We start from the raw sequence: 18,915 nt of genomic DNA on the forward strand, positions 1-18,915 counted from the left end.
ACGAAGGGGGAGCCATCGGCTCCCCCTTCGTCATTGCTCGTCGTCGCTCGGCGACGGTGACGGCGGCGCCGTCGCCTCGTCCACCGGCGGTTCGGTGGTCTCGGCCGGCTCGCTCGTCGGCGCGGTGGTGGACTCGGTGGGCGGAAGCTCCGGCTCCTCCGTCGTCGCCGTCGGCTCGGCCTTGGCCGGGGTCGTGGCTGAGGCCGACGGCTCGGGCTCGGAACTGGCGCTGGGAGACGGCTCGGCCGAGGGCGAGGTGGTCAGCGGGCGCACGTCGGCGCGCGTCTCGGTGACGGTGGTGGCGCCGCCGGTCTGCTCCCCCGCGCCGGCGCCGCCCACGAGGTCTTGACCGGACTTCTCCGTGGCGCCCTGCTCGCTCACCACGGGCGGACGGGCCGGGCTCTCGCCCCGCACCCCGCCCAGCTGGACGCCCATCCACAACGCAGGGCCCAATCCGACCGCGACGATCGCGCCGAACAGCGCCAATGGTCCTCGGTCCATCTCTGGCCTCCCCGCCTCATTGGGATGATCCCGCCGGCTTGGGTTGTCCTCTACCCGATATCGGGAGCGGTAAAGCGAACCTTCAGCGAGGTTACCGTCACGAGACGTAACTTCGCCGTCCGCACATCAGAGAACCACGGACCGTGAGGCGTAACAGTTCAACGATCACCGCGTACGAGTCAGAAAGGCGACAGCGTCGTCCAACGCGGCCCAGCCACCGGGCAACTCCTCCGAGTCCAGAGTGGAACGCACACTCACCGTGCCGCCGTCGCGCAGGTTCAGCTCCCACGAGCGACGGCCGTTACGGGTGGCCGAGGCCGAGGCGACATCGGCGAACGGCACGAACCGGCTGCCGGCGCCCGGCTTCTCCAGAGTGGCGGTGGCCGTCGCGGCCGGCGAGCCGTCGGTGCGCACGCCGTCCCCGGCCAGCCGGGTCAGACGGCGCCTGGCCTCATGATGCCGGGTGCGCGGCAGAGCGGGCACCAGCAGCAGCCCGGTCTCGAGGACCAGCAGGTCGGAGCGGGCGCCGTCGACCTGCACCCCCACCACGCCACCGAGCACCGGGACGCGAGCCGCGTGCTGCCGCGAGGCGGACGCCGAAAGGTCGACGCCGAGCGAGGTCAGCCACTCACGGGCCTGCCCGACGGTGGCCGGATCACCGGCGGCCTCCGCGGGCGCCTGCAGCTCCAGATAGGACCCGTCGGCGGCGACCAGCTCGGCCGTGCCGGACCAGCTGTGCCGCCAGCGGGCCACGCCGCTGTGCAGGGCGGCCAGGGCCAGCAGCAGCGCTGTCAGCTCGGTGACCCGGCCCGACACCTCGTCGGCGGGCAGGTCGTCGAAGACCGACTCGGCGATCTTGCGAAGGCGGCCGTCGGCGGCCAGGTCGAGCACCTCGGCGGCCCCGGTGACGGGCGTGCCGGCGGCCCGGGACAGCGCCCGCAGCGACGCGTCGGCCTCACGTTCCATCTCGGCCAGGCGGGCCGCCCCGAAGAACTCGTCCCAGCCGACCACCGTACGGGCGCCCGCCGGGAACGCCACCGCCTGCAGGGCACGGCCCAGCCCGGACAGATCGGGCACCAGCTCACCGGCCGGCTTGCCCGGCTGTTCCGGGCCCTCGGGAGTGATCTCGGCCAGCGCGGACAGACGCTGGGCGAGCGGCGGGTGCGGATCCCACTCCCCCGGCGCCTCGGGCTCGCGGGCCCGGAACGCGGCCACGTCGTCACCGCGGGCGGCCAGCACCCGCAGGAACCCGCCGAAGACGTCGTCCGGCACGAGGCCGGTCTGCCAGCCGGGACCGAGATATTCGGCGTGGAAGAGCTGCTGCAAGGCCTCGAGGGCGGGACCGTCACGCAGCACGGCGGCCGCGGCGTGCGGACCGGCGAAAGCGGCCGCCACCCGGTCGGCGGCCAGCTCCTGCGCATGGCTGAACGGCGTGTCGACGGCCCTGTACCAGCGGGCCCACGCCCTCAGCAGCGGACCGGCCGGGCTGCGGCGAGGAATCCGCGGGACGATCCGCCCCAGGGCCAGCCGGCCACGCCGGGCCACCGGGCCGAACCTGCCACCCAGAGCGGGCGAGCCGTGCGCCAGCTCGTGAGCGACCACCGCCCGTACGCGGGACTCGTCCCACGCCTGCAGCAGCGGCAAACCCAGATAGAGCTCGCGGGGACCACCGGCCAGACCGCCCAGCCGCAGACGCTGCCCGACGGTGGCACTGGCCCCGGCCACGATCGTCACCCCCGCCGGCGGCTTCACCCCGGCCGCGGCGGCAGCCTCGTCGACCATCGCCCAGAGCGCGGGCGCGTGCTGACGCGGCACCGGCACCCCGGCGGGCACCGGGTGACGCAGGCGCAGGGCCCGGACGGTCGCCCACCAGAGCAGACCGGCCACGGCGATCACCAGCGGCACCGCGACCTGCAGCGCCAGCTCACCCGGCAGCGGCTCGAGCACCAGCAGCACCGCCAGCAGGACGACGCCGACCTGCAGCCACGCCACCGCCAGGAAACCGGCCAGCATCGCCGCGGACCGTAAAGCTGGTCGCACCTTGCCCCCCACTGGTCCACACACCCCACCGACGCGCCCAAGCGTAGGGCCGCCCACTGACGGAAACCCCAGACGCGGAGTCCGCCGGCAGGAAAAATAAGGAAGATTTTCGAGCCGGTTTCGCGCAGTCACGCGAGGGGATACGGATCGTATGGCGCTTCTCGACCAGACCCTGGCGTTCGCCACCCTCGGGTACGCCTGGCTTCCCGACCTCCGCCGACGCCACCACGGCCGGCCCGTCCCCATGCGGTTCGGCGGGCAACCCGCGGTCGCGATCAGCGGACCCGACGCCGCCCGCTTCTTCTACGAACACGGCAACCTCGAACGGCACACGGCGCTGCCCGCCCCGGTTGTCGACACGCTGTTCGGCCGCGGCGTCCACACCCTCGACGACGAAGCCCACCGCGCCCGCAAGGCGCTGTTCGTGGCGTTGCTGATGCACGAGGACGGGATCGACACCCTCGCGTCGCTGGCCGGCAAGATCTTCGACGAGGCGGCCGACGGCTGGCGCGGCGGCAAGCCGGTGTCGCTGTTCGACGAGACGGCCCGGGTGCTCGCCGACGCGGCGGCGCGGTGGACCGGCGTACGGGAAGATCCAGAACTTGCCCCGGACCTGGTGGCCATGGTCGACGGCTTCGCCACAGCGGGGCCGCGGCACCTGCGCGCACGGCTGGCACGGCGGCGCCGCGAACGACAACTGTCCCGGCTCATCGAAGACGAACGCCGGCAAGAACCCACCGGCGAACCGGTGTCGAGAATCGCGCACCACCTCGAGGACGGCTACCTGCTCGACCCCCGCACCGCCGCCGTCGAACTGATCAACATCATCCGCCCGACCACGGCGGTGGCCTGGCTCGTCGCGTTCGCCGCACACGCCCTCGACCGCTCTCCCGGAACCCGGGCCCGCCTGCGCGGCGGCGACGACGAATACACGCTGGCCTTCGTGCAGGAAGTACGGCGGTTCTATCCGTTCGCGCCCTTCCTGGGCGGACGCGCCCGACGCGACCTGCACTTCCAGCGCACCGAGATCGCGAAGGGCACACTGGTGCTGCTCGACGTGTACGGCCAGCACCACGACGAGCGGGTGTGGGCGGAGCCGTACGAATTCCGGCCGGAACGCTTCCTGGGACGCAAGGTCGGGGAGTACGAGCTGATCCCGCAGGGGGGCGGGGATCCGCGGACGGGGCACCGCTGCCCGGGCGAGAAGATCACGGTTGCGGTGCTGGGCACGCTGGTGCAGCGGCTGGCCCGGCTCGACTACTACCTGCCGCCGCAGAACTCCTCGATAGACCTGAGCCGGGTGCCGGCCCGCCCCCGGAGCGGCATCGAGATCATCGTCCCCCAATAGGCCCTCCCCACCGCACCACAGGGGGCTGGCCAAGAAAATACGCCCCGCAAAACCGACAAACCGGCTTATCCACAGGCCGTCGGCCGTGATTTTCCGGACACCTTCGGCCGATCTCGGCTGGCATGCTCCGCCAGCGCTGCCGGCTCAGTCCGCGCGCCCGCTTCGGTTCACGCACTCGCTCGGTTCACGTGCCCGCTCAGTTCACGTGCCCGCTCGGTTCACCTGCCCACTCGGTTCACCTGCCCACTCGGTTCACCTGCCGGACGGATTGCGGACCAGCGGGGGCAACAGGCCGGCTCAATCCCCATACCGGCCGCGGGCTACGTCCAGTCGATCTCCGGGGAGCGGTGGAAGTTGACCCCCTGCGCCCCGAAACGGGGACCGAACGCGCCCAGCCGACGGCGGAACGACGGCCACGTACGGTCGGCGCGCGGCGTCCAGCCGATCTCGGCGATCGCGACCAGCCGGGGGAACGCCATGTACTCCACGTCGGCCAGGCTGCGCAGCGTCTCGGACCACAGCGGCGCCTCGACGCCGAGCAGGGATTCCTCGCCCACGCCGGGCAGGCGGTCGGCAGGGTCCCAGTCGTACGAGCGCTCGACGCCGAGCAGCCCGGCCCAGTCGAGACCGAGCGGGCTCGACTCGTCGTACTTCATGTCGAGGTAACTCCGGTCGGCCGGCGACATGATCACCTGGTGGCCGTTCTCGGCGGCGCGGGCGACACCTGCGTCAACCGGCTCGATCCGCCAGAACTGGGGAACGGCCGTGGGCGGCAGCTCGACGGCCGCCATCTCGTGCCAGCCGATCGCCCGCTTGCCGTACTTCCCGACCATCGGCAGCACCCGCGTCATGAACGTGCGGTAGTCCTCGGCGGTGGTGCTCAGCGCCTCGTCCCCGCCGATGTGCAGGAACGGCCCCGGGGTCAGCCCGGCCACGACCCGGATGACGTCCTCGACGAAGGCGTACGTCTCCTCCTTGCTCGCACACAGCGAGGAGTAGCCCACCTCGGCGTCGGTGCGCGGCTGCACCGGCTCGCCGTCGCAGGTCAGCTCGGGATAGGCGACCTGGGCGGCGTTCACGTGACCGGGCATGTCGATCTCGGGCACGATCGTGACAAACCGCGTTTCCCCGTACGCCACCAGGTCCGCATACTCGGCGGCGGTGAGGTGGCCCGGGCCCTGGCCGTCGATCCCCGTGCCCTCGCCGCCGCTGACCTCGGTGAGCCGCGGCCACCCCTCGATCTCGAGCCGCCACCCCTGGTCGTCGGTGAGGTGCAGGTGCAGGTGGTTGAGCTTGAACTGGGCGATGCTGTCGATGTAGGACCGGATGTCGGCCGGGCTGTAGAAGTGCCGGGCCAGGTCGAGCATCGCGCCGCGGTAGGCGAAACGCGGCTCGTCCTCGATCCGCCCGCCGGGGAGCACGACCTCGGCCTGCGCCGTCTCGGGCAGCAACTGGCGCAGCGTCTGCACACCGGCGAAGAGGCCCTGCGCGGCGGGAGCGCTGAGGGTCACGCCGTCGGCCGCGATGTCGAGCCGGTACGACTCCGGCGACTTCGCCTCGTCCACAGTTTCGTCGAGTCGCAGCCGGATCACACCGTCGTCGTCGCGGGGGACCCGGAAGCCGGTGACCCGGCGCAACAGGCCGGCCAGCTCGTCGGCGACGGCGGCTGCCGCGGGGGCGGCGCTCACCGACACGCCGGACGGCACCCGGAAGTCGGCAGCCGGGTCGGACCGGACCGACGCGGGCAGCGGAATGACGTCACCGAGTTGTCTCATCGTGGGAGCGCTCACGATGACGAACAATAAACTGTCTTTCCATGTCGATCACGACCCGTCGAGCCGAAGATGCCGACCCGGAACTGCTGCACGACCTGGCCGCACGGACATTCGGGCTGGCCTGTCCGCCCGGCACCCTGCAGCCGGACATCGACGCGTTCATCGCCGCCAATCTGTCGGTCGCGAGTTTCCGGGGCTATCTGGCCGATCCCGTACGGATCCTGCTGCTGGTCCTTCGTGACGAGGTGCCGGTCGGCTACTCGATGCTGGTCGGCGGGCCGATCAAGGACCCGGACGTGTCCGCGGTGATCGACGAGCGGGTCAGCATCGAGCTCAGCAAGTGTTACGTGACGCCGGAACAGCACGGCTCGGGCGCCGCCGCCACGCTGATGACCGACACGCTGGCCGCGGCGGCCGGGACGGGCGCCGAGTTCTGCTGGCTGGGGGTCAACCAGCAGAACGTACGGGCCGCGAAGTTCTACGCCAAGCACGGCTTCGAGATCGTCGGCACCAAGCGCTTCCTGGTCGGCGCCGAATGGCACAACGACCACATCCGCCGCCGCCCCCTGCCCTAGCCGGCCGAGGCCGCCGAGTTGCTAGGCGGGGCTGATGTCGGCCCAGCTCACGAACTTGCCGCTGCGGCTGTCGCCGGAGGAACGGCCGCGCAGCCTGCGGTTGATCCACGGCAGGACGTGCTCCCGGTAGTAGCGGGCCTCGGCCAGCACCCGGCGGCTCTCGGCCGGGCCCGGGTCGATCACGTGGGCCGCCTGCTCGTAACCCAGAGCGTTGAGCACCAGACCGGCCACCCGGCGGTGGCCGGCGGCGTTGAGGTGCAGGCGGTCGGCCGACCAGTAGCCGGCCCGGCGGATCTCGGCGTCGTGGAACACGTCGATGAACGTGAGGTCGTACTTCTTCGCCAGCTCGATCACCGCCTGGGTCAGCGCCTCACCCCGGCGGCGCATGACGTTGCCGAAGGGCAGCCGGTCGGACGGGTCGCCGCCGCTGAGCAGCACGACCCGCACGCCGGCGTCGACGCAGCGCTGGATCGCCTTGTCGGTCAGCTCGGCCAGGCGCAGCATGTCGCCGCCGGGACGCAGCATGTCGTTGCCGCCGCCGTTGAGTGACAGCAGCGTGGGCGGCGGGTCGAGGGCCAGCGCGGCGTCGAGCTGCTCGGTGACGATCGGTTCGAGCAGGCGGCCGCGGATGGCCAGGTTCGCGTATTGCACCGTGCCGCCCTCGCCCGCCGCCAGCCCGGCCGCGACCAAATCGGCCCACCCGCGAACCGAGCCGTCGGGCAGCTCGTCGCCCACGCCCTCGGTGAAACTGTCCCCGATCGCCACGTACCGCATCAAACCGAACCCTTTCCGCAACGACCCGCCCCCGCGAACCGCTTCCCCTCGCCCGGTCGCGACTGCGCCAGGGCACACCGGCCGAGGCTATCCAAAGCCGTCGTGCCCGGCCTGGCTTCGCGACCAGCGTCATACCCCGCCGCCCACAACACCCGCGACGGCCATGCCACCGTGGCCGGCTTCGCCGAGCGCGTGGGAGCACGCGCCGGCGAGACCCCCGATCGCCCGGTGATGAACCGCGCTCACCGGCCTGGCAGGCCGTGTTGATGGTCAGTCGACCAATGGGCGCACCTCCTCGGCCACCCAGCGGACGTACGCCGCCGGATCCTCACCCGGGACCGGTTGCAGGATGACCTTGCCGGCGCCCGCAGCGGCGAACTCGGCCACTCCGGCGGCGATCTCGGCCGGGGTGCCGGACAGGCCGGGGTAGTCGGTCTTGTACACCTCGGCGTCGCGGGCCAGCTTGTCGGCCGCGCCCGGACCGGTGAGAGCGGGAAGGAAGACGACCAGCTGCGCGCCGGGCGCGGCCTTGGCCGCCTCGGCGACCTGGGCCGGGGTGGTGCCACCGGCGAGCACAACAGCGTCGCCCACCTCGCCGGCCAGGGCGATCGTCTTGGGCCCGCCAGCCGCGATCGAGAGCACCGGCGGCACCTCGGGCGGCCAGTCGAGCCGCACTTTGTCGAGCTTGACGTACCGCCCGTCGACCGTGACCGTCTCGCCCCGGAGCAGGTCGCGCAAGGCCGTCGCATACTCCCGCAGCAGCGTGAGCGGCGACGCGGCCCGTGCGCCGACCTGCCCCATCCACTCCTGGACGCCGTGGCCGATGCCGGGCAACGGCCGCTCGCCGAACATGCGCCCGAGGGTGGCCAGCTCCATCGCCAGCGATGCGACGTTGCGGAACGGGACCGGCATGATGCCGACGCCGACGCGCAGGTTCTCAGTCGAGGCGAGGGCGGCGGTGGCGGCGGTGAGGCCGCCGTTGAGGAAGCAGTCCTCCCAGATCCAGAGCTCCTCGAGGCCGGCCTGATCGGCGGCCTGGGCGACGGAGCGCAGGGTCTCGGGCGGGTTGCTCGGCAGGAAGATCGCACCGATCGTCGTCATGGGCCCGATTCTGCCCGCCCCCTCCGACATTTTCCGGGCCGAGCACGCTCGCGGGCCGAACCGGTCGTCCGGCCCGCGTCGCCGCCGCCGACCGGGCGCCAGCTGTGACGACGATCACTATCTAGGTCGGGCAAAGATTTCCGGACATCCGCAGCGATCGAGCGCCACCACCGAATCCGCAGGTCACATCATCGGGCACTCCTGGGCTCTTCCGGGCCTCCCCGGCGCCCTACAGGATCCGCCGAAATTTTCTATAAGCGACGGCTTAAACAGCGGGCGAAAGTGTCGGAGGGGGCCGATAGCTTTCGTCATGCGGATCGGCGCCACGGGGGCGCCGATCCGTCCAAAGACGCGGGCCGCCTCGGGAGCTTGGGGACAGGGCGAGCCGCGGGAGTAGGAGCCGGCCCCCTGATGTCGCCGTGAGGGTCGCGTGACCCCAGCCTCCCGGCCACCTGATGACGCTGTCAGGGTGGGGTCACGCCACCGAATGGCTGCTCGGTTGGCCGGGTGGCGGGGTAGCGCCTTGCAGCAACGTCTCGGCTGTGGCGCGCACGGCATCGCGCAGCTCGTCCGGGGACTCGATGGTGAACCGCACGCCCAGCACCCCCAGCACCATGACAGGCCAGCTCAGATCGTCGGCGCTCATGTGCATCCGGCACGACGACTCGCCCAGCTCGTCCACCGTGCCGTACTGGCCGATCAGCGAGCGCACCGAGCCGGCCGCCGTCTCGAGAACGACCGACACGTCGTACCGGGACGGGATCTTCGACATGCGTGAGCGCAGCCACTGCGCCGGGTCGCCGCCGGGGATCTCGCGGGGACGGAAGCGCGCCCCCGTCAGCGCCGGCCCGGCCAGCCGGTCGACGCGGAAGCTACGCCAGTCGCCGCGGTCGAGGTCCCATGCCAGCAGGTACCAGCGGCGGCCGATCGGCACCAGGTGGTGCGGCTCGACGTAACGTGACGAGCCCTCTCCCTCGCGCGGCGTGTAGTCGAAGCGCAGCCGCTCCTCGCCCCGGCACGCCATCGCCAGCGTGGTCAGCACTGCGGCGTCCAGTGCGGGTCCGCCGCCCAGGGCAGGCGCGCTCACCGCCCGCAACGCGTCGATGCGACGCCGCAGCCGAGGCGGCAACAGCTGGATGAGCTTCGCCAGAGCCCGTACGGAGGTCTCTTCGAAACCCGCCACCGCGGAGACCCGCAGCCCGACCGCGATCGCGACCGCCTCGTCGTCGTCGAGCAGCAGCGGGGGCACCGCCGCGCCGGCCTGGAGCTGGTAGCCGCCTGCCACGCCGCGGCTGGCGTCGACCGGATAGCCCAGCTCCCGCAGCCGGTCGACGTCGCGGCGCAGGGTTCGCGGGCTGACCTCGAGCCGGTCCGCGAGCTCGGCGCCGGGCCAGTAGCGGTGTGTCTGCAGCAACGACAGCAGCCGCAGCATCCGGGCACTCGTGTTCGCCATGAACCCAGACTCTGCACCATTGCGGTCAGAAAACGACCGCAAGCGCCGTCGAATCGGGGTGCGTCCGGCCGATACCGTCGGCGGATGCGCAGACTGCGGCGGCGCCGCGACCTCTTCCCGCGCGCGCTGGGGCGGTTCCTCGAGGGAATCGCCCCGCGCGCCGTCCACGTGGACCAGCCCGTACGCCGTCACAACCCGGACGCGGTGGTCGACTGCGCCATCTATCGGTCCGGTGTTCGCAAACCGGGCACTGTCCACTTCGCTCAGGCCCGGCAGCATCGCGGCGAGTTCCTCTGGCTCGGGTTGCACGAGCCCGACCTGGCCACGATGCGCGCGGTGGGCGACGCGTTCGGCCTGCACGAGTTGCTCGTCGAGCAGACGGTCGAGGGCGGGCACCGGCCGGTGATCGAGACGAACGGCGACGTGACCCGGCTGGTGCTGCGCACGGCCCGCTACGTCGAGCACGAGGAACTGACCGCGACCAGCGAGGTCGTCGACACCGGCGACGTGACGCTGTTGATCGGCCCCTGGTTCGTCATCACCGTCCGTCACGGGGCAGCGGGCCCACTGTGGCCGGTACGCCGCCAGGCGGAGAAGCGGCCGGAGCTGCTGCGGGCCGGGCCGTGGGCAGTCGCGTACGCGGTGGCCGACCGGCTCGTCGATGCCTACCTCGATGTGTCCGTGCAGGTGGAACGCGATCTCGAGCGGCTCGAGGAGGAGACGTTCACCACTCGGCGCTCGGCCGAGATCGCCCACTTCTACCAACTGAAACTCGAGATGGTCGAGCTCAAGCGGGCGGTGCTCCCCCTGCAGGAACCCCTGGCCCGGCTGCTCGACCTGACCGTCGTGCCGGCCGGCCTGCGACCCTATTTCGTCGACGTGCGCGGGCGTCTGGCCAGGGCCGTTGATCGGGTGGCCGGCTTCGACGACCTGCTCAACTCGATCCTGCAGGCCCGCCTGACACAGGTCACCCTCGAGCAGAACAACGACATGCGCATGATCGCCGCGTGGGCCGCCATCGCCGCCGTCCCGACCGTGGGCGCGGGGATTTATGGGATGAACTTCACGAATATGCCCGGGATCGACTCCCGGTATGGGTTCTCGGTGACCATTGTGATAATTGTTCTCGTCTGTAGTGGCCTCTTCCGGCGGTTCAAACGAGCGGGTTGGTTGTGATGATCCCCGTCACCCACAGTGACAGTCGATCAAGTTACGGAAGTGCCGGATGATTCATCTGGTACCTCACGTACACCGGATATCGACCGAACGGCCAAACGGATCCGCCGCTTCAATGATCGTCCATACCGGACAGTACGCGAAGATTCGGCCACTCTCCCGTAGCCATCGAAACCGACGAGTAACTAACGTTTCATCGTCGTTCCGTGGGGAGGCTTCGTGACCGCGACCCAGGTCGCCGCACCGCAGGGCTCGGTAAACCCGGCCAAAAGGCGCAGCGCCATCCTGACTGCCCTCAAGGGGCACGTCGACCTGTTCCTGAATGCCGGCTCGCTGATCGCCACCACGGCGATCACGTCGCTGTTCGGGTTCGCGTTCTGGTGGGTCGCCGCCCGCTCGGCGTCGCCCGAGGCGGTGGGTCAGGCCTCCGCCGCGGTCTCCGCGATGACGCTGATCGGCACCATCGGCATGTTCGGCATGGGCACCATGCTGATCTCCGACCTGTCGCAGCTGCGCGGCCCCAAGTGGGAACTGATCACCACCTGTCTGCTCGTGGCGGGCAGCGCCGCCACCGTCGGCGGCATCGTCTACGTGATCGTCGCCCAGCTGTGGATCCCGGGCCTGCAAGAGGCCCTGGGCGGCGCCTTCGGCACCGTGCTGCTGGTCATCGGCATCGCGCTCAACTCGATCACCCTGGTGCTCGACGAGGCCCTGGTCGGCTTGCTCAAGGGTCCACTGCAGCTCATGCGCAACGCCTGGTTCTCGGTGATCAAGCTGGTGCTGCTGGGCGGTCTGGCCCTCGCGCCGATCACCCTGACCGGCAACGAGCTGCTGCTGACCTGGGTGGCCGGCATCGTGCTGTCGACCGCCATCCTCAGCGTCGCCCTGCGCCGGCGCCGGATCATCGACTCCGCCCGCCCGCGGTTCTCGCTGCTCAAGGGCCGGGGCAAGTCGACCTTCGACCACAACCTGCTCAACCTGGCGACATACCTGCCGCGCGCTGCCCTGCCGCTGGTCGTCACCGCGACGCTGTCGGCCGAGGCCAACGCGTCGTTCTACACCGCGTTCATGGTGCTGTCGTTCCTGGCGATGGTGCCCGGCAACGTGGCGCTGACGCTGTTCGCGGTGGCCAGCGGCGACAAGCGGGCGCTGACCTCCAAGGTCCGGGTCGGCCTGCTGATCTGCCTCGGCGGCGGGGTGCCGGCCGCGGCGCTGGTCTTCTTCCTGGCCAACCCGATCATGTCGGTGTTCGGCGCGCAGTACGCCGAGACGGCCGGGGACGCGCTGCGCCTGCTGTCGCTCACCTACGTGCCGTTCGTCTTCCTCCACTTCTTCATGGCGATCTCGCGGGTACAGGACAGGGTCCGCGGCGCCGGCATCTTCTCGCTGTTCGCGGGCATCGCCGAGCTGGGCGCCGCCTGGTACGGCGGCCAGAGCGGCAGCCTCACCGACCTGGTGATGTGGGTTGCCATCGTGATGGGCGTCGAGACGGTGCTGGTCGCGCCGACCGTCCTGCAGGTGGTCTTCGGTGGCGCCAAGCGCCGGGGCGACAACGCGAACTCGACCTCCATGACCCTGCACGAGCGGGCCTGGCTGCCGCTCGAATACATCCGGACCGTGGGACCGCTGTACGGCGTGACGGTCGACGGCATGCGGCGGGCACTGATCGGTCTGCACGCGGCCGACCCGAAGCATCGGGCCGTCTCCAAGCTCGACCGCGTCGGCGCTCGCTGGGAACACATGGACGGGGCCGAGTTCGCCCAGTTCGTGCATCGCGCGGTGCAGGACTCGGGCGACTGGTCGCTCGACATGGACGGCATGACCCGCAAGCTGCAGTCCGAGCCGCGGGGGGTGCACCCGATCCGCATCCTGGTCGGCGCCGGCTACGTGGCGATCAAGGTCTCGCACGCGTACGGCGACGCCGGCCCGGTCAACCTGCTGGTCCACGAGCTGATCATGGCGGCGAGCCAGGGCCGGGCCGCGGTGATCCCGCCGCTCGAGCGCAACCGCATGGCGCTGCCCAAGGCCTGGTGGAAGCAGTTCGGCACGAAGCCGGCCCGCTGGAAGGAAGGCATCAGCTTCGCCCGGCCGCCGGAGCCCGAAGAGACCCGCATGCGCAAGTGGCAACCCAATTTGACCGTACGCTCGGCCCGCTCGGCCACGACTCTCAAGTTGATGCGCCAGTGGCGTGACGAGTACTCCCCCGGCGTCACCACCTCGGCGATCACGTTCGCGGCGTTCACCGCGGCGCTGCACCAGCTGGGCCTCAAACCCGACACCGGCGGGGCGACGTTCCTGGCCGACGGCCGGCGCTTCCTCGACAAGGACACCCGGATCGACAGCAACTTCTGCATGGGCCCGTACCTCTCCCCGCAGAACATGATGGACCCGGCGTCGATCAACACGACGATCAAGAACGAGCTGGCCACCGGCCGCATCCTCACGATGATGGTGCTGCGCGAGGGCAAGATCGCTCTGGACGGCGCGCCCGGCATGCCCGACCCGTACCCGTCGGAACTGGCCATCCCGCCTCGTCCCCGGCTGACCTTCAGCAACCAGGGACGGCACGACCTGCTCGGCGACCTGCCGTGGTCGGTCGGGCCGGAGTGGCGGGTCAACCTGAGCGTGCCCACGCTGAACAGCCCCGAGGGCGTCACGCTGACCACCAGCGAGATGAACGGCGTGCTGCACGTCGAGGCCACGTTCCACGCGTCGACCTTCGACCCCAACCTGATCTCGAAGGCGCTGGAGATGGTCCTCACCGACCCGTCCGCACTGATCATGAACGCGCGGCGCGAGTCGGACGAGGCGACACAGGCACTGGCCATGGCCTGATCCCGGCCCACGAGCAAAGAACGGCGCCCGGCCTCTCTTGGCCGGGCGCCGTCGTGTTTATCTGCGGCGACCAGGTCGCCGATCGTCCTGGGCGGGCCTGAGCCGCCCCCGCGTTCATCCGGCACGACGACTTCCCGCGCCCGCTATGTCCCGGCGCCGATCGGACGCCGCTCTCCACGACGCCGCCCACCTTGTGACGGCGCCGGTTCTGCTCGGTGCGGGCCTTCTCAGACGGAGGAGCTGATCGGGTCGCGCCTCGGTCGCCTCTCCCCGCCGGCCGGCCCCACTCCGGTTTGGCCGCTACCGATGATCATGCTATAGCGCACAATTCGGGCCTGCTGGCATAACGCTTTTTAGACCATTTCGTACGCATATTGACGCGATGGCGTCGCAGTCCCGCCATGCCGCCGCAGCCGGTTCACGTAAACCTGCCGGACATGCGGCTCGGTGCGAGACGCCGCCGGTCAGTGCCGGTTGTCGCCGCGGTCGCCGCCGTTGCCACGGTCATTGCCGTTACCCCTGTCGCCGCCCTGGCCATTGCCACGGTCACCGCCCTGACCGTTACCGCGGTCGCCGCCCTGACCGTCACCGTTCGACGGGCGCGTCCAGGTTGTGGTCGGGCGGGGGTTCGTGGTTGCGACCGGGCTGGTGGTCGCAGCCGGGCTCGTCGTCGCAGCCGGGCTGGCCGACGGTGACGTCGTCGGGCTGGCCGACGGAGACGTCGTCGGGCTGGTCGGGGCGCTCGGGCGCGGGTTGTCCGGGCGGCCGGGGCCGTCAGGACGTCCCGGACCGTCAGGGCGACCCGGACCGTCAGGACGTCCCGGACCGTCAGGGCGACCCGGGCCTCCGGGCCGGCCAGGGCCGTGGACGCTGTTGCGCAGCACCGGGAGGGACAGCGAGAAGGAGCGGTACTGCGTACGGTCGCGGCGGCCGCACAGGTCGTACGCGATCGTGGCACGCAGGCGGGCGATGCCGGCACGGTCGAAGTCGGGGTTGACCTCGACGGCGGTGAAGTCGGGGCGACCCGGGCGCAGCGAGTCGCCGCGGGTGAAGGTGGCGAAGCGGCCGCGGCCCGGGTAGTCGACGTCAACGTCCCGGCCGTTGACACGGACCTCGACGTCGCAGACCCGCCGGTCCGTCCGCCAGTAGATCTTGACCCAGCTGTCGGCGTTGGCCCTGACCGCGCCCAGCCAGGTGGAAACCGGCTCGGGCCCCCTCGGCGCCGCCGTTGCGGGCGCCGCAGCGGTCACCGTGGCCATGCCGACCGCCGCGGTGGCCGTGGCCACCAGCGCCGCGATACGCCGACTGTTGTTCATTCTGTTCCTCCAGTGACTGTTGACTCGTCCGGCCGGGCTTTAACCCGACAAACCGGACAATATGACCATCACCTGATCCTCCTGGCCTCGCGCCACGCCGAACCGGACAATTTCCACTTTCTTGTACTAAATGTTTAGCCCCTGCCAACCGAAAAGTTGATGTTGATCCGCCTCGGGGTATCACCCTTTTCAAGATCGAATATTCCGGAAAGCGACTGCCGGGCAGGCCTTGTGGACATTTCTCAGCGAGGCATCCACGCGCGCCGGAAGGACCGGTGACACGTCGAGGGTGAGTTGCAACCACGCGAGACCCGCGCATCGGCCTGAAGGGCCGACCGGCTCGCGAGGTGCGGCGCCAACGGTCCTGGTGCGGTTGGGCGACGGCCACGACGCGTACGTCTGCGGTTGGCCCTTTTGCATCTTCACCGGGTTGACCTGGGCGTTTTGGCCGGTTGGTCGAGCTGTCTGCGGGACTATGGAGGGCGTCCAGGAGCGGGGAGGGAGACATCTATGTCGCTCAGTGGGGCGCATCGGGCGGCGTTCCGGAGGGAGGCTGTGGTGGGCGGGCGCGTCTATGCCCTTCGGGACGACGATGGCTTCGCGGCGCCGGGTGTCGGGGCGGACGGGGCGCGGGCGGTGCCGTTCTGGTCGAAGCCGACCCGGGCAGCGCGGGTGGTCGATCAGGTGGAGGCCTACCGGGGTTTCGAGGTGGTGGCCGTCGACGTCAGCGAGTGGCTTGACGAGTGGTTGCCGGGGTTCGAGCAGGACGGGATGCTCGTGGGCGTCAATTGGGCGGGTGCCCGGGCCACCGGTTTCGACCTCACGCCGGCGCAGGTCAGGGAGTGGTTCGAGGCGGAGAAGTAGGTGACGCCGCCGCTGGGGCCCGCACGTGCGGCATCCCGGGCAAGCTTAGGCGGGCCGACCTGCGGGTACCCGGATGTCATGACCACGAACGAAGCTCCCGAGGACCTCGGCGCTCCGGTCGCCTATCCCGTGCTCAAGGACGGCACGCCCGTCTTCGACGAGTCGGGCGCGCGCGCCGGTGAGGTCGAGCATGTCCTGGCCGACGAACAAACGGATCTCTTCCACGGGCTGATCATCGAGACCCGCGAGGGTCACCGTTTTGCGCCCGCCGACAAGGTCAGCGGCCTGTTCGAGCACGGCGTGATTCTCACCGTGCCGGCCGCCGACCTGCCGGAACCCAGCGAGGACCCGTCGGCGCGGGTGGCCGACGAGGGCCTGCGGGACACCCTCAAGCGGGCGTGGAACTGGCTCGTGCAACCCCGCTAGTGCCGCCCCAGCGCATCAGCGACGCGCCGACCGACATGCCGCCGCCGAAGCCGGCCATCAGCACGATGTCGCCGTCCTTGAGGGCGCCCTTGCGGTTGGCGTCGTCGAGCGTGACCGGCACCGACGCACTGCCGACGTTGCCGTAGCGGTCGAGCGTGAGATGGGTCGTGGCCCCGGTCAGGCCCGTCTGCTCGACCAGTTCGGCCAGCATGACGCCGTTGGCCTGATGGGGCACGAAGTGGGTGACGTCGTCGACGTCGACGTCGGCCCGCTTGAGCAGGGCCTCGAGCGCCGGCGGGACGCCGCTGCTGACGAACTCGCGCACCCCCCGGCCGTTCATCTTGAAGTAGTGGTCGCCGTTTGCCACCGTCTCGGCCGAGGCGGGCAGGCGGCTGCCGCCCCCCGGCACGTGGATCAGGTTGCTCGCCTCGCCGCGCGACACCAGCTCGGCGTCGAGGAAGCCGTAGCCCTCGGCCACCGTGCCGACCACGGCCGCGCCGGCGCCGTCACCGAACAGCACGGCCGTACGGCGGTCGCCGAAGTCGAGGATGCGGGAGTAGACGTCCGACGCGATGACCAGAACCTTGGCCGTCGGGTTCATGGCGACGAGGCTGGTGGCCAGCGAGGTGCCGAAGATGAACCCGGCGCAGACGACGTTGATGTCGAAGCAGGCGGCCCGGTTCGCGCCGATCTTGTCCTGCACCAGGGTGGACGTCGGCGGTTGCGGAGAGTCACCGGTGGAGGTCGAAACGATGAGGTAGTCGATGTCGACGGCCTCGATCCCCGCGTCCTCCAGGGCCTGACGCGCGGCCTCGGCGGCGAGGTCGGAAGCGGCCTCGTGCGGCGCCGCGAACCGGCGCGCCTGAATCATCGTCTTGCGGCTGACCCACTCAGGATCCGCATCCGGCACGAGACGTACCAGATCGGTGTTGGTGACCACCTCGGCCGGCAGATACGAGCCGGTACCCAGGATGCCCACGCTCATGTTGACCCCACTTCGATCGAACTCGCCCTCTGTCCCGCGAAAGAGGCTATCGGGTTTAGGCTCTGACAGGCAGGCAAGATCCCACGCCGTGCGGACCGCCCATATCGGCCGATCGGCCCACTGACGCCCATCCCGGAAACGGGCCGGTAACAAACGTGTCGACTTCGCTCGCTCCGTGCAGTCATTCATTACGGAGAGTGATCAAAACTCCGGCAAATCGCCTTGGGTCACAAGTCGGCAACCGTTCACATAGCGAAAGGCCGGCCCCTTCCCGGGGCCGGCCTTTCTGTCGGATATCAGCGCGACGAGCGGTCCCGGTAGGTCCACGCGCTCGACCGGAGCCCGCCGCCCATGGTCGTTTCCGGGGCGGTCTGCCGCGGGATGCGGGCGGCGGCCTCTTGACGGCGCTGCGCCAGGTAGGCCGCGGCGGCGCGGTCCTCCTCGGTGGGGGCGGACATCAGCGCGTAGGCCAGCCCGATGATGCCGAAGACGACGGCCAGCCCGATCGGCACCAGCATGCCGCTCGCCGTCGCGCCCGGCAGATCCCCGGCGGCCGGGCGGGTGCTCACCGACATGGCGGTCATGCCGGTGAAGTGCATGCCGTTGACCGCGATGCCCATGACGAGGGCCGCGGCGAAGATGACGATCGGGCGGCGCACGGTGACGGCGAGCCACAGCGCGACGGCTGCCGCGACGACGGCGATGCCGATCGAGAGGCCGACCCGGCTCATCCCGTACGTCACGTCGCCGTTCAGCTTCATGGCGGCCATGCCCGTGTAGTGCATCGCGGCGACACCCAGCCCCGCGACGACCCCACCGGTGACGATGCGCAGGTTCTGCGCGCCCTTGCCGAGCAGCGCGATGGCGAGGCCGACGCCGACGGCGAACACGGCCAGGAGCGCGCTCGCCGCGGTGAGCCCGACGTCGTAGCGGATCGGCGTGCCGACCACCGCGAAGCCCATCATCGCGACGAAATGCATGCTCCAGATCGCGGTGCCGCCGATCGATACCGAACCGAGCGTCAGCCACCAGACACGCTCACCGCGCCCGGCGGCCGAGCGGAACCGCACGGCACACGTCAGGCCGAGCATCGAACCGAGGACGGACAGGACGTAGCTCACCGTGGGCGTGATCCACCCATGGTCGAAGTGATGGATCTGCGCCATCGCGGTCTTCTCCTTCTTGGCTTCCCCGCCCGGGAAACTGCATCATGCATTGCCCGATGCGCTCACGCCTCGGCTACGAACCGGCCTTAGCCTTCAAAACGCCGCGAATCGGCCGTCGAATCTCGAAACTACCTGGTCAGAAGCGTGCGTCCGTCGACGATTACACCGCGCCGACGGGTCAGGGTGATCACCCGACGGTCCGTAGCCCACTGTCCGAACAGACACTCGACATGTCCGAGGCGGCAGCTCCGACGGCTGCCACGGCATCGGGCTCGCTCTCCGTCCCGGCCGAGGAGACCGCTTTCCCGTACGCGGTGAGGAGGCGCTCGGCCGCATCGGCGACCGGGGCGTCCGCCGTGGCACTCGCCATCACGATGGTGTCGACCACCCCGGCCTGCATCAACGAGGCGTCGTCCATCGCCTGGTCGAGGGTCGCGCAAGCCAGGGCGCCCGGAGGCTCGTCCTCGGCGGGGCTCACTTCGACGCTCGGGGACGGCGCGATCTGCGGCTTGTCGTCGTCGCTGCCGCAGCCCCCGACGAGCAGGACCACCAAAACCAACGCCGGGATTTGTCGCATTCC

At 70.5% G+C, this 18,915-nt stretch carries 16 protein-coding genes; 6 read left to right on the forward strand and 10 right to left on the reverse strand.

Going from position 1 to position 18,915, the window contains the following annotated elements:
• Nucleotides 1-30: 30 nt before the first annotated feature.
• Both C8E87_RS09840 and C8E87_RS09845 read right to left on the reverse strand, forming a co-directional pair.
• On the reverse strand, nucleotides 31-501 hold the full coding sequence (locus C8E87_RS09840) for a hypothetical protein (protein WP_133872800.1): 471 nt from the start codon (nucleotides 499-501) through the stop codon (nucleotides 31-33).
• A 165-nt stretch (nucleotides 502-666) separates the two neighbouring features.
• Nucleotides 667-2,514, reverse strand: a complete 1,848-nt coding sequence (locus C8E87_RS09845; protein WP_133872801.1) for a M48 family metallopeptidase — start codon at nucleotides 2,512-2,514, stop codon at nucleotides 667-669.
• Nucleotides 2,515-2,692: 178 nt separating this feature from the next.
• Between C8E87_RS09845 and C8E87_RS09850 the strand changes: the two genes are divergently transcribed.
• Nucleotides 2,693-3,889, forward strand: a complete 1,197-nt coding sequence (locus C8E87_RS09850) for a cytochrome P450 (RefSeq protein WP_133872802.1) — start codon at nucleotides 2,693-2,695, stop codon at nucleotides 3,887-3,889.
• A gap of 320 nt (nucleotides 3,890-4,209) precedes the next feature.
• On the opposite strand, the gene C8E87_RS09855 is transcribed toward C8E87_RS09850, so the two are convergent.
• Nucleotides 4,210-5,679 carry a beta-N-acetylhexosaminidase gene (locus C8E87_RS09855; RefSeq protein WP_239079980.1) on the reverse strand — a complete coding sequence of 490 codons (1,470 nt, stop codon included), beginning with the start codon at nucleotides 5,677-5,679 and terminating at the stop codon, nucleotides 4,210-4,212.
• A gap of 26 nt (nucleotides 5,680-5,705) precedes the next feature.
• Here C8E87_RS09855 and C8E87_RS09860 point away from each other — a divergent pair, with 26 nt between their 5' ends.
• Nucleotides 5,706-6,239, forward strand: a complete 534-nt coding sequence (locus tag C8E87_RS09860) for a GNAT family N-acetyltransferase (RefSeq protein ID WP_133872803.1) — start codon at nucleotides 5,706-5,708, stop codon at nucleotides 6,237-6,239.
• A 21-nt stretch (nucleotides 6,240-6,260) separates the two neighbouring features.
• Here C8E87_RS09860 and C8E87_RS09865 read toward each other — a convergent pair whose 3' ends face one another.
• The 3 genes from C8E87_RS09865 to C8E87_RS09875 form a co-directional block, all read right to left on the reverse strand.
• Nucleotides 6,261-7,013: an SGNH/GDSL hydrolase family protein gene (locus C8E87_RS09865; RefSeq protein WP_133872804.1), complete on the reverse strand. Its 753-nt coding sequence runs from the start codon at nucleotides 7,011-7,013 to the stop codon at nucleotides 6,261-6,263.
• Nucleotides 7,014-7,283: 270 nt separating this feature from the next.
• Nucleotides 7,284-8,114 carry an LLM class flavin-dependent oxidoreductase gene (locus C8E87_RS09870; protein ID WP_133872805.1) on the reverse strand — a complete coding sequence of 277 codons (831 nt, stop codon included), beginning with the start codon at nucleotides 8,112-8,114 and terminating at the stop codon, nucleotides 7,284-7,286.
• Between the two features lie 475 nt (nucleotides 8,115-8,589).
• The gene (locus C8E87_RS09875; RefSeq protein ID WP_166661130.1) at nucleotides 8,590-9,567 is read right to left on the reverse strand and encodes a helix-turn-helix transcriptional regulator; all 978 of its coding nucleotides are present in this window, start codon (nucleotides 9,565-9,567) and stop codon (nucleotides 8,590-8,592) included.
• Nucleotides 9,568-9,651: 84 nt separating this feature from the next.
• Between C8E87_RS09875 and C8E87_RS09880 the strand changes: the two genes are divergently transcribed.
• Together C8E87_RS09880 and C8E87_RS09885 are read left to right on the forward strand one after the other, a co-directional pair.
• Nucleotides 9,652-10,743: a magnesium and cobalt transport protein CorA gene (locus C8E87_RS09880; RefSeq protein ID WP_133872806.1), complete on the forward strand. Its 1,092-nt coding sequence runs from the start codon at nucleotides 9,652-9,654 to the stop codon at nucleotides 10,741-10,743.
• A 219-nt stretch (nucleotides 10,744-10,962) separates the two neighbouring features.
• On the forward strand, nucleotides 10,963-13,578 hold the full coding sequence (locus tag C8E87_RS09885) for a lipopolysaccharide biosynthesis protein (RefSeq protein ID WP_133872807.1): 2,616 nt from the start codon (nucleotides 10,963-10,965) through the stop codon (nucleotides 13,576-13,578).
• Between the two features lie 464 nt (nucleotides 13,579-14,042).
• Here C8E87_RS09885 and C8E87_RS45435 read toward each other — a convergent pair whose 3' ends face one another.
• Nucleotides 14,043-14,894 (reverse strand): hypothetical protein, encoded by an 852-nt coding sequence (locus tag C8E87_RS45435; RefSeq protein WP_239079979.1) that lies wholly within the window; start codon nucleotides 14,892-14,894, stop codon nucleotides 14,043-14,045.
• 510 nt (nucleotides 14,895-15,404) lie between these two features.
• Here C8E87_RS45435 and C8E87_RS09895 point away from each other — a divergent pair.
• On the forward strand, nucleotides 15,405-15,758 hold the full coding sequence (locus C8E87_RS09895) for a DUF2750 domain-containing protein (protein ID WP_133872808.1): 354 nt from the start codon (nucleotides 15,405-15,407) through the stop codon (nucleotides 15,756-15,758).
• Between the two features lie 78 nt (nucleotides 15,759-15,836).
• The gene (locus C8E87_RS09900; RefSeq protein WP_133872809.1) at nucleotides 15,837-16,184 is read left to right on the forward strand and encodes a PRC-barrel domain-containing protein; all 348 of its coding nucleotides are present in this window, start codon (nucleotides 15,837-15,839) and stop codon (nucleotides 16,182-16,184) included.
• Here the strand turns inward: C8E87_RS09900 and C8E87_RS09905 are convergent.
• The 3 genes from C8E87_RS09905 to C8E87_RS09915 form a co-directional block, all read right to left on the reverse strand.
• A complete protein-coding gene (locus C8E87_RS09905) occupies nucleotides 16,147-17,169 on the reverse strand; it encodes a 3-oxoacyl-ACP synthase III family protein (protein ID WP_133872810.1) in 1,023 nt (340 codons plus the stop codon). The genes C8E87_RS09900 and C8E87_RS09905 overlap by 38 nt on opposite strands.
• A 296-nt stretch (nucleotides 17,170-17,465) precedes the next feature.
• On the reverse strand, nucleotides 17,466-18,335 hold the full coding sequence (locus tag C8E87_RS09910; RefSeq protein WP_133872811.1) for an MHYT domain-containing protein: 870 nt from the start codon (nucleotides 18,333-18,335) through the stop codon (nucleotides 17,466-17,468).
• Between the two features lie 187 nt (nucleotides 18,336-18,522).
• A complete protein-coding gene (locus tag C8E87_RS09915; RefSeq protein ID WP_133872812.1) occupies nucleotides 18,523-18,912 on the reverse strand; it encodes a hypothetical protein in 390 nt (129 codons plus the stop codon).
• Nucleotides 18,913-18,915 lie beyond the last annotated feature (3 nt).

The sequence above is a fragment of the Paractinoplanes brasiliensis genome (assembly GCF_004362215.1).
GTDB lineage: Bacteria > Actinomycetota > Actinomycetes > Mycobacteriales > Micromonosporaceae > Actinoplanes > Actinoplanes brasiliensis.

Bases quoted from the DNA above. Each gene is read 5' to 3' on its own strand.
- C8E87_RS09840 (WP_133872800.1), bottom strand. From the start codon at position 501: ATGGACCGAGGACCATTGGCGCTGTTCGGCGCGATCGTCGCGGTCGGA.
- C8E87_RS09845 (WP_133872801.1), bottom strand. From the start codon at position 2,514: ATGCTGGCCGGTTTCCTGGCGGTGGCGTGGCTGCAGGTCGGCGTCGTC.
- C8E87_RS09850 (WP_133872802.1), top strand. From the start codon at position 2,693: ATGGCGCTTCTCGACCAGACCCTGGCGTTCGCCACCCTCGGGTACGCC.
- C8E87_RS09860 (WP_133872803.1), top strand. From the start codon at position 5,706: ATGTCGATCACGACCCGTCGAGCCGAAGATGCCGACCCGGAACTGCTG.
- C8E87_RS09865 (WP_133872804.1), bottom strand. From the start codon at position 7,013: ATGCGGTACGTGGCGATCGGGGACAGTTTCACCGAGGGCGTGGGCGAC.
- C8E87_RS09870 (WP_133872805.1), bottom strand. From the start codon at position 8,114: ATGACGACGATCGGTGCGATCTTCCTGCCGAGCAACCCGCCCGAGACC.
- C8E87_RS09875 (WP_166661130.1), bottom strand. From the start codon at position 9,567: ATGGCGAACACGAGTGCCCGGATGCTGCGGCTGCTGTCGTTGCTGCAG.
- C8E87_RS09880 (WP_133872806.1), top strand. From the start codon at position 9,652: ATGCGCAGACTGCGGCGGCGCCGCGACCTCTTCCCGCGCGCGCTGGGG.
- C8E87_RS45435 (WP_239079979.1), bottom strand. From the start codon at position 14,894: ATGAACAACAGTCGGCGTATCGCGGCGCTGGTGGCCACGGCCACCGCG.
- C8E87_RS09895 (WP_133872808.1), top strand. From the start codon at position 15,405: ATGTCGCTCAGTGGGGCGCATCGGGCGGCGTTCCGGAGGGAGGCTGTG.
- C8E87_RS09900 (WP_133872809.1), top strand. From the start codon at position 15,837: ATGACCACGAACGAAGCTCCCGAGGACCTCGGCGCTCCGGTCGCCTAT.
- C8E87_RS09905 (WP_133872810.1), bottom strand. From the start codon at position 17,169: ATGAGCGTGGGCATCCTGGGTACCGGCTCGTATCTGCCGGCCGAGGTG.
- C8E87_RS09910 (WP_133872811.1), bottom strand. From the start codon at position 18,335: ATGGCGCAGATCCATCACTTCGACCATGGGTGGATCACGCCCACGGTG.
- C8E87_RS09915 (WP_133872812.1), bottom strand. From the start codon at position 18,912: ATGCGACAAATCCCGGCGTTGGTTTTGGTGGTCCTGCTCGTCGGGGGC.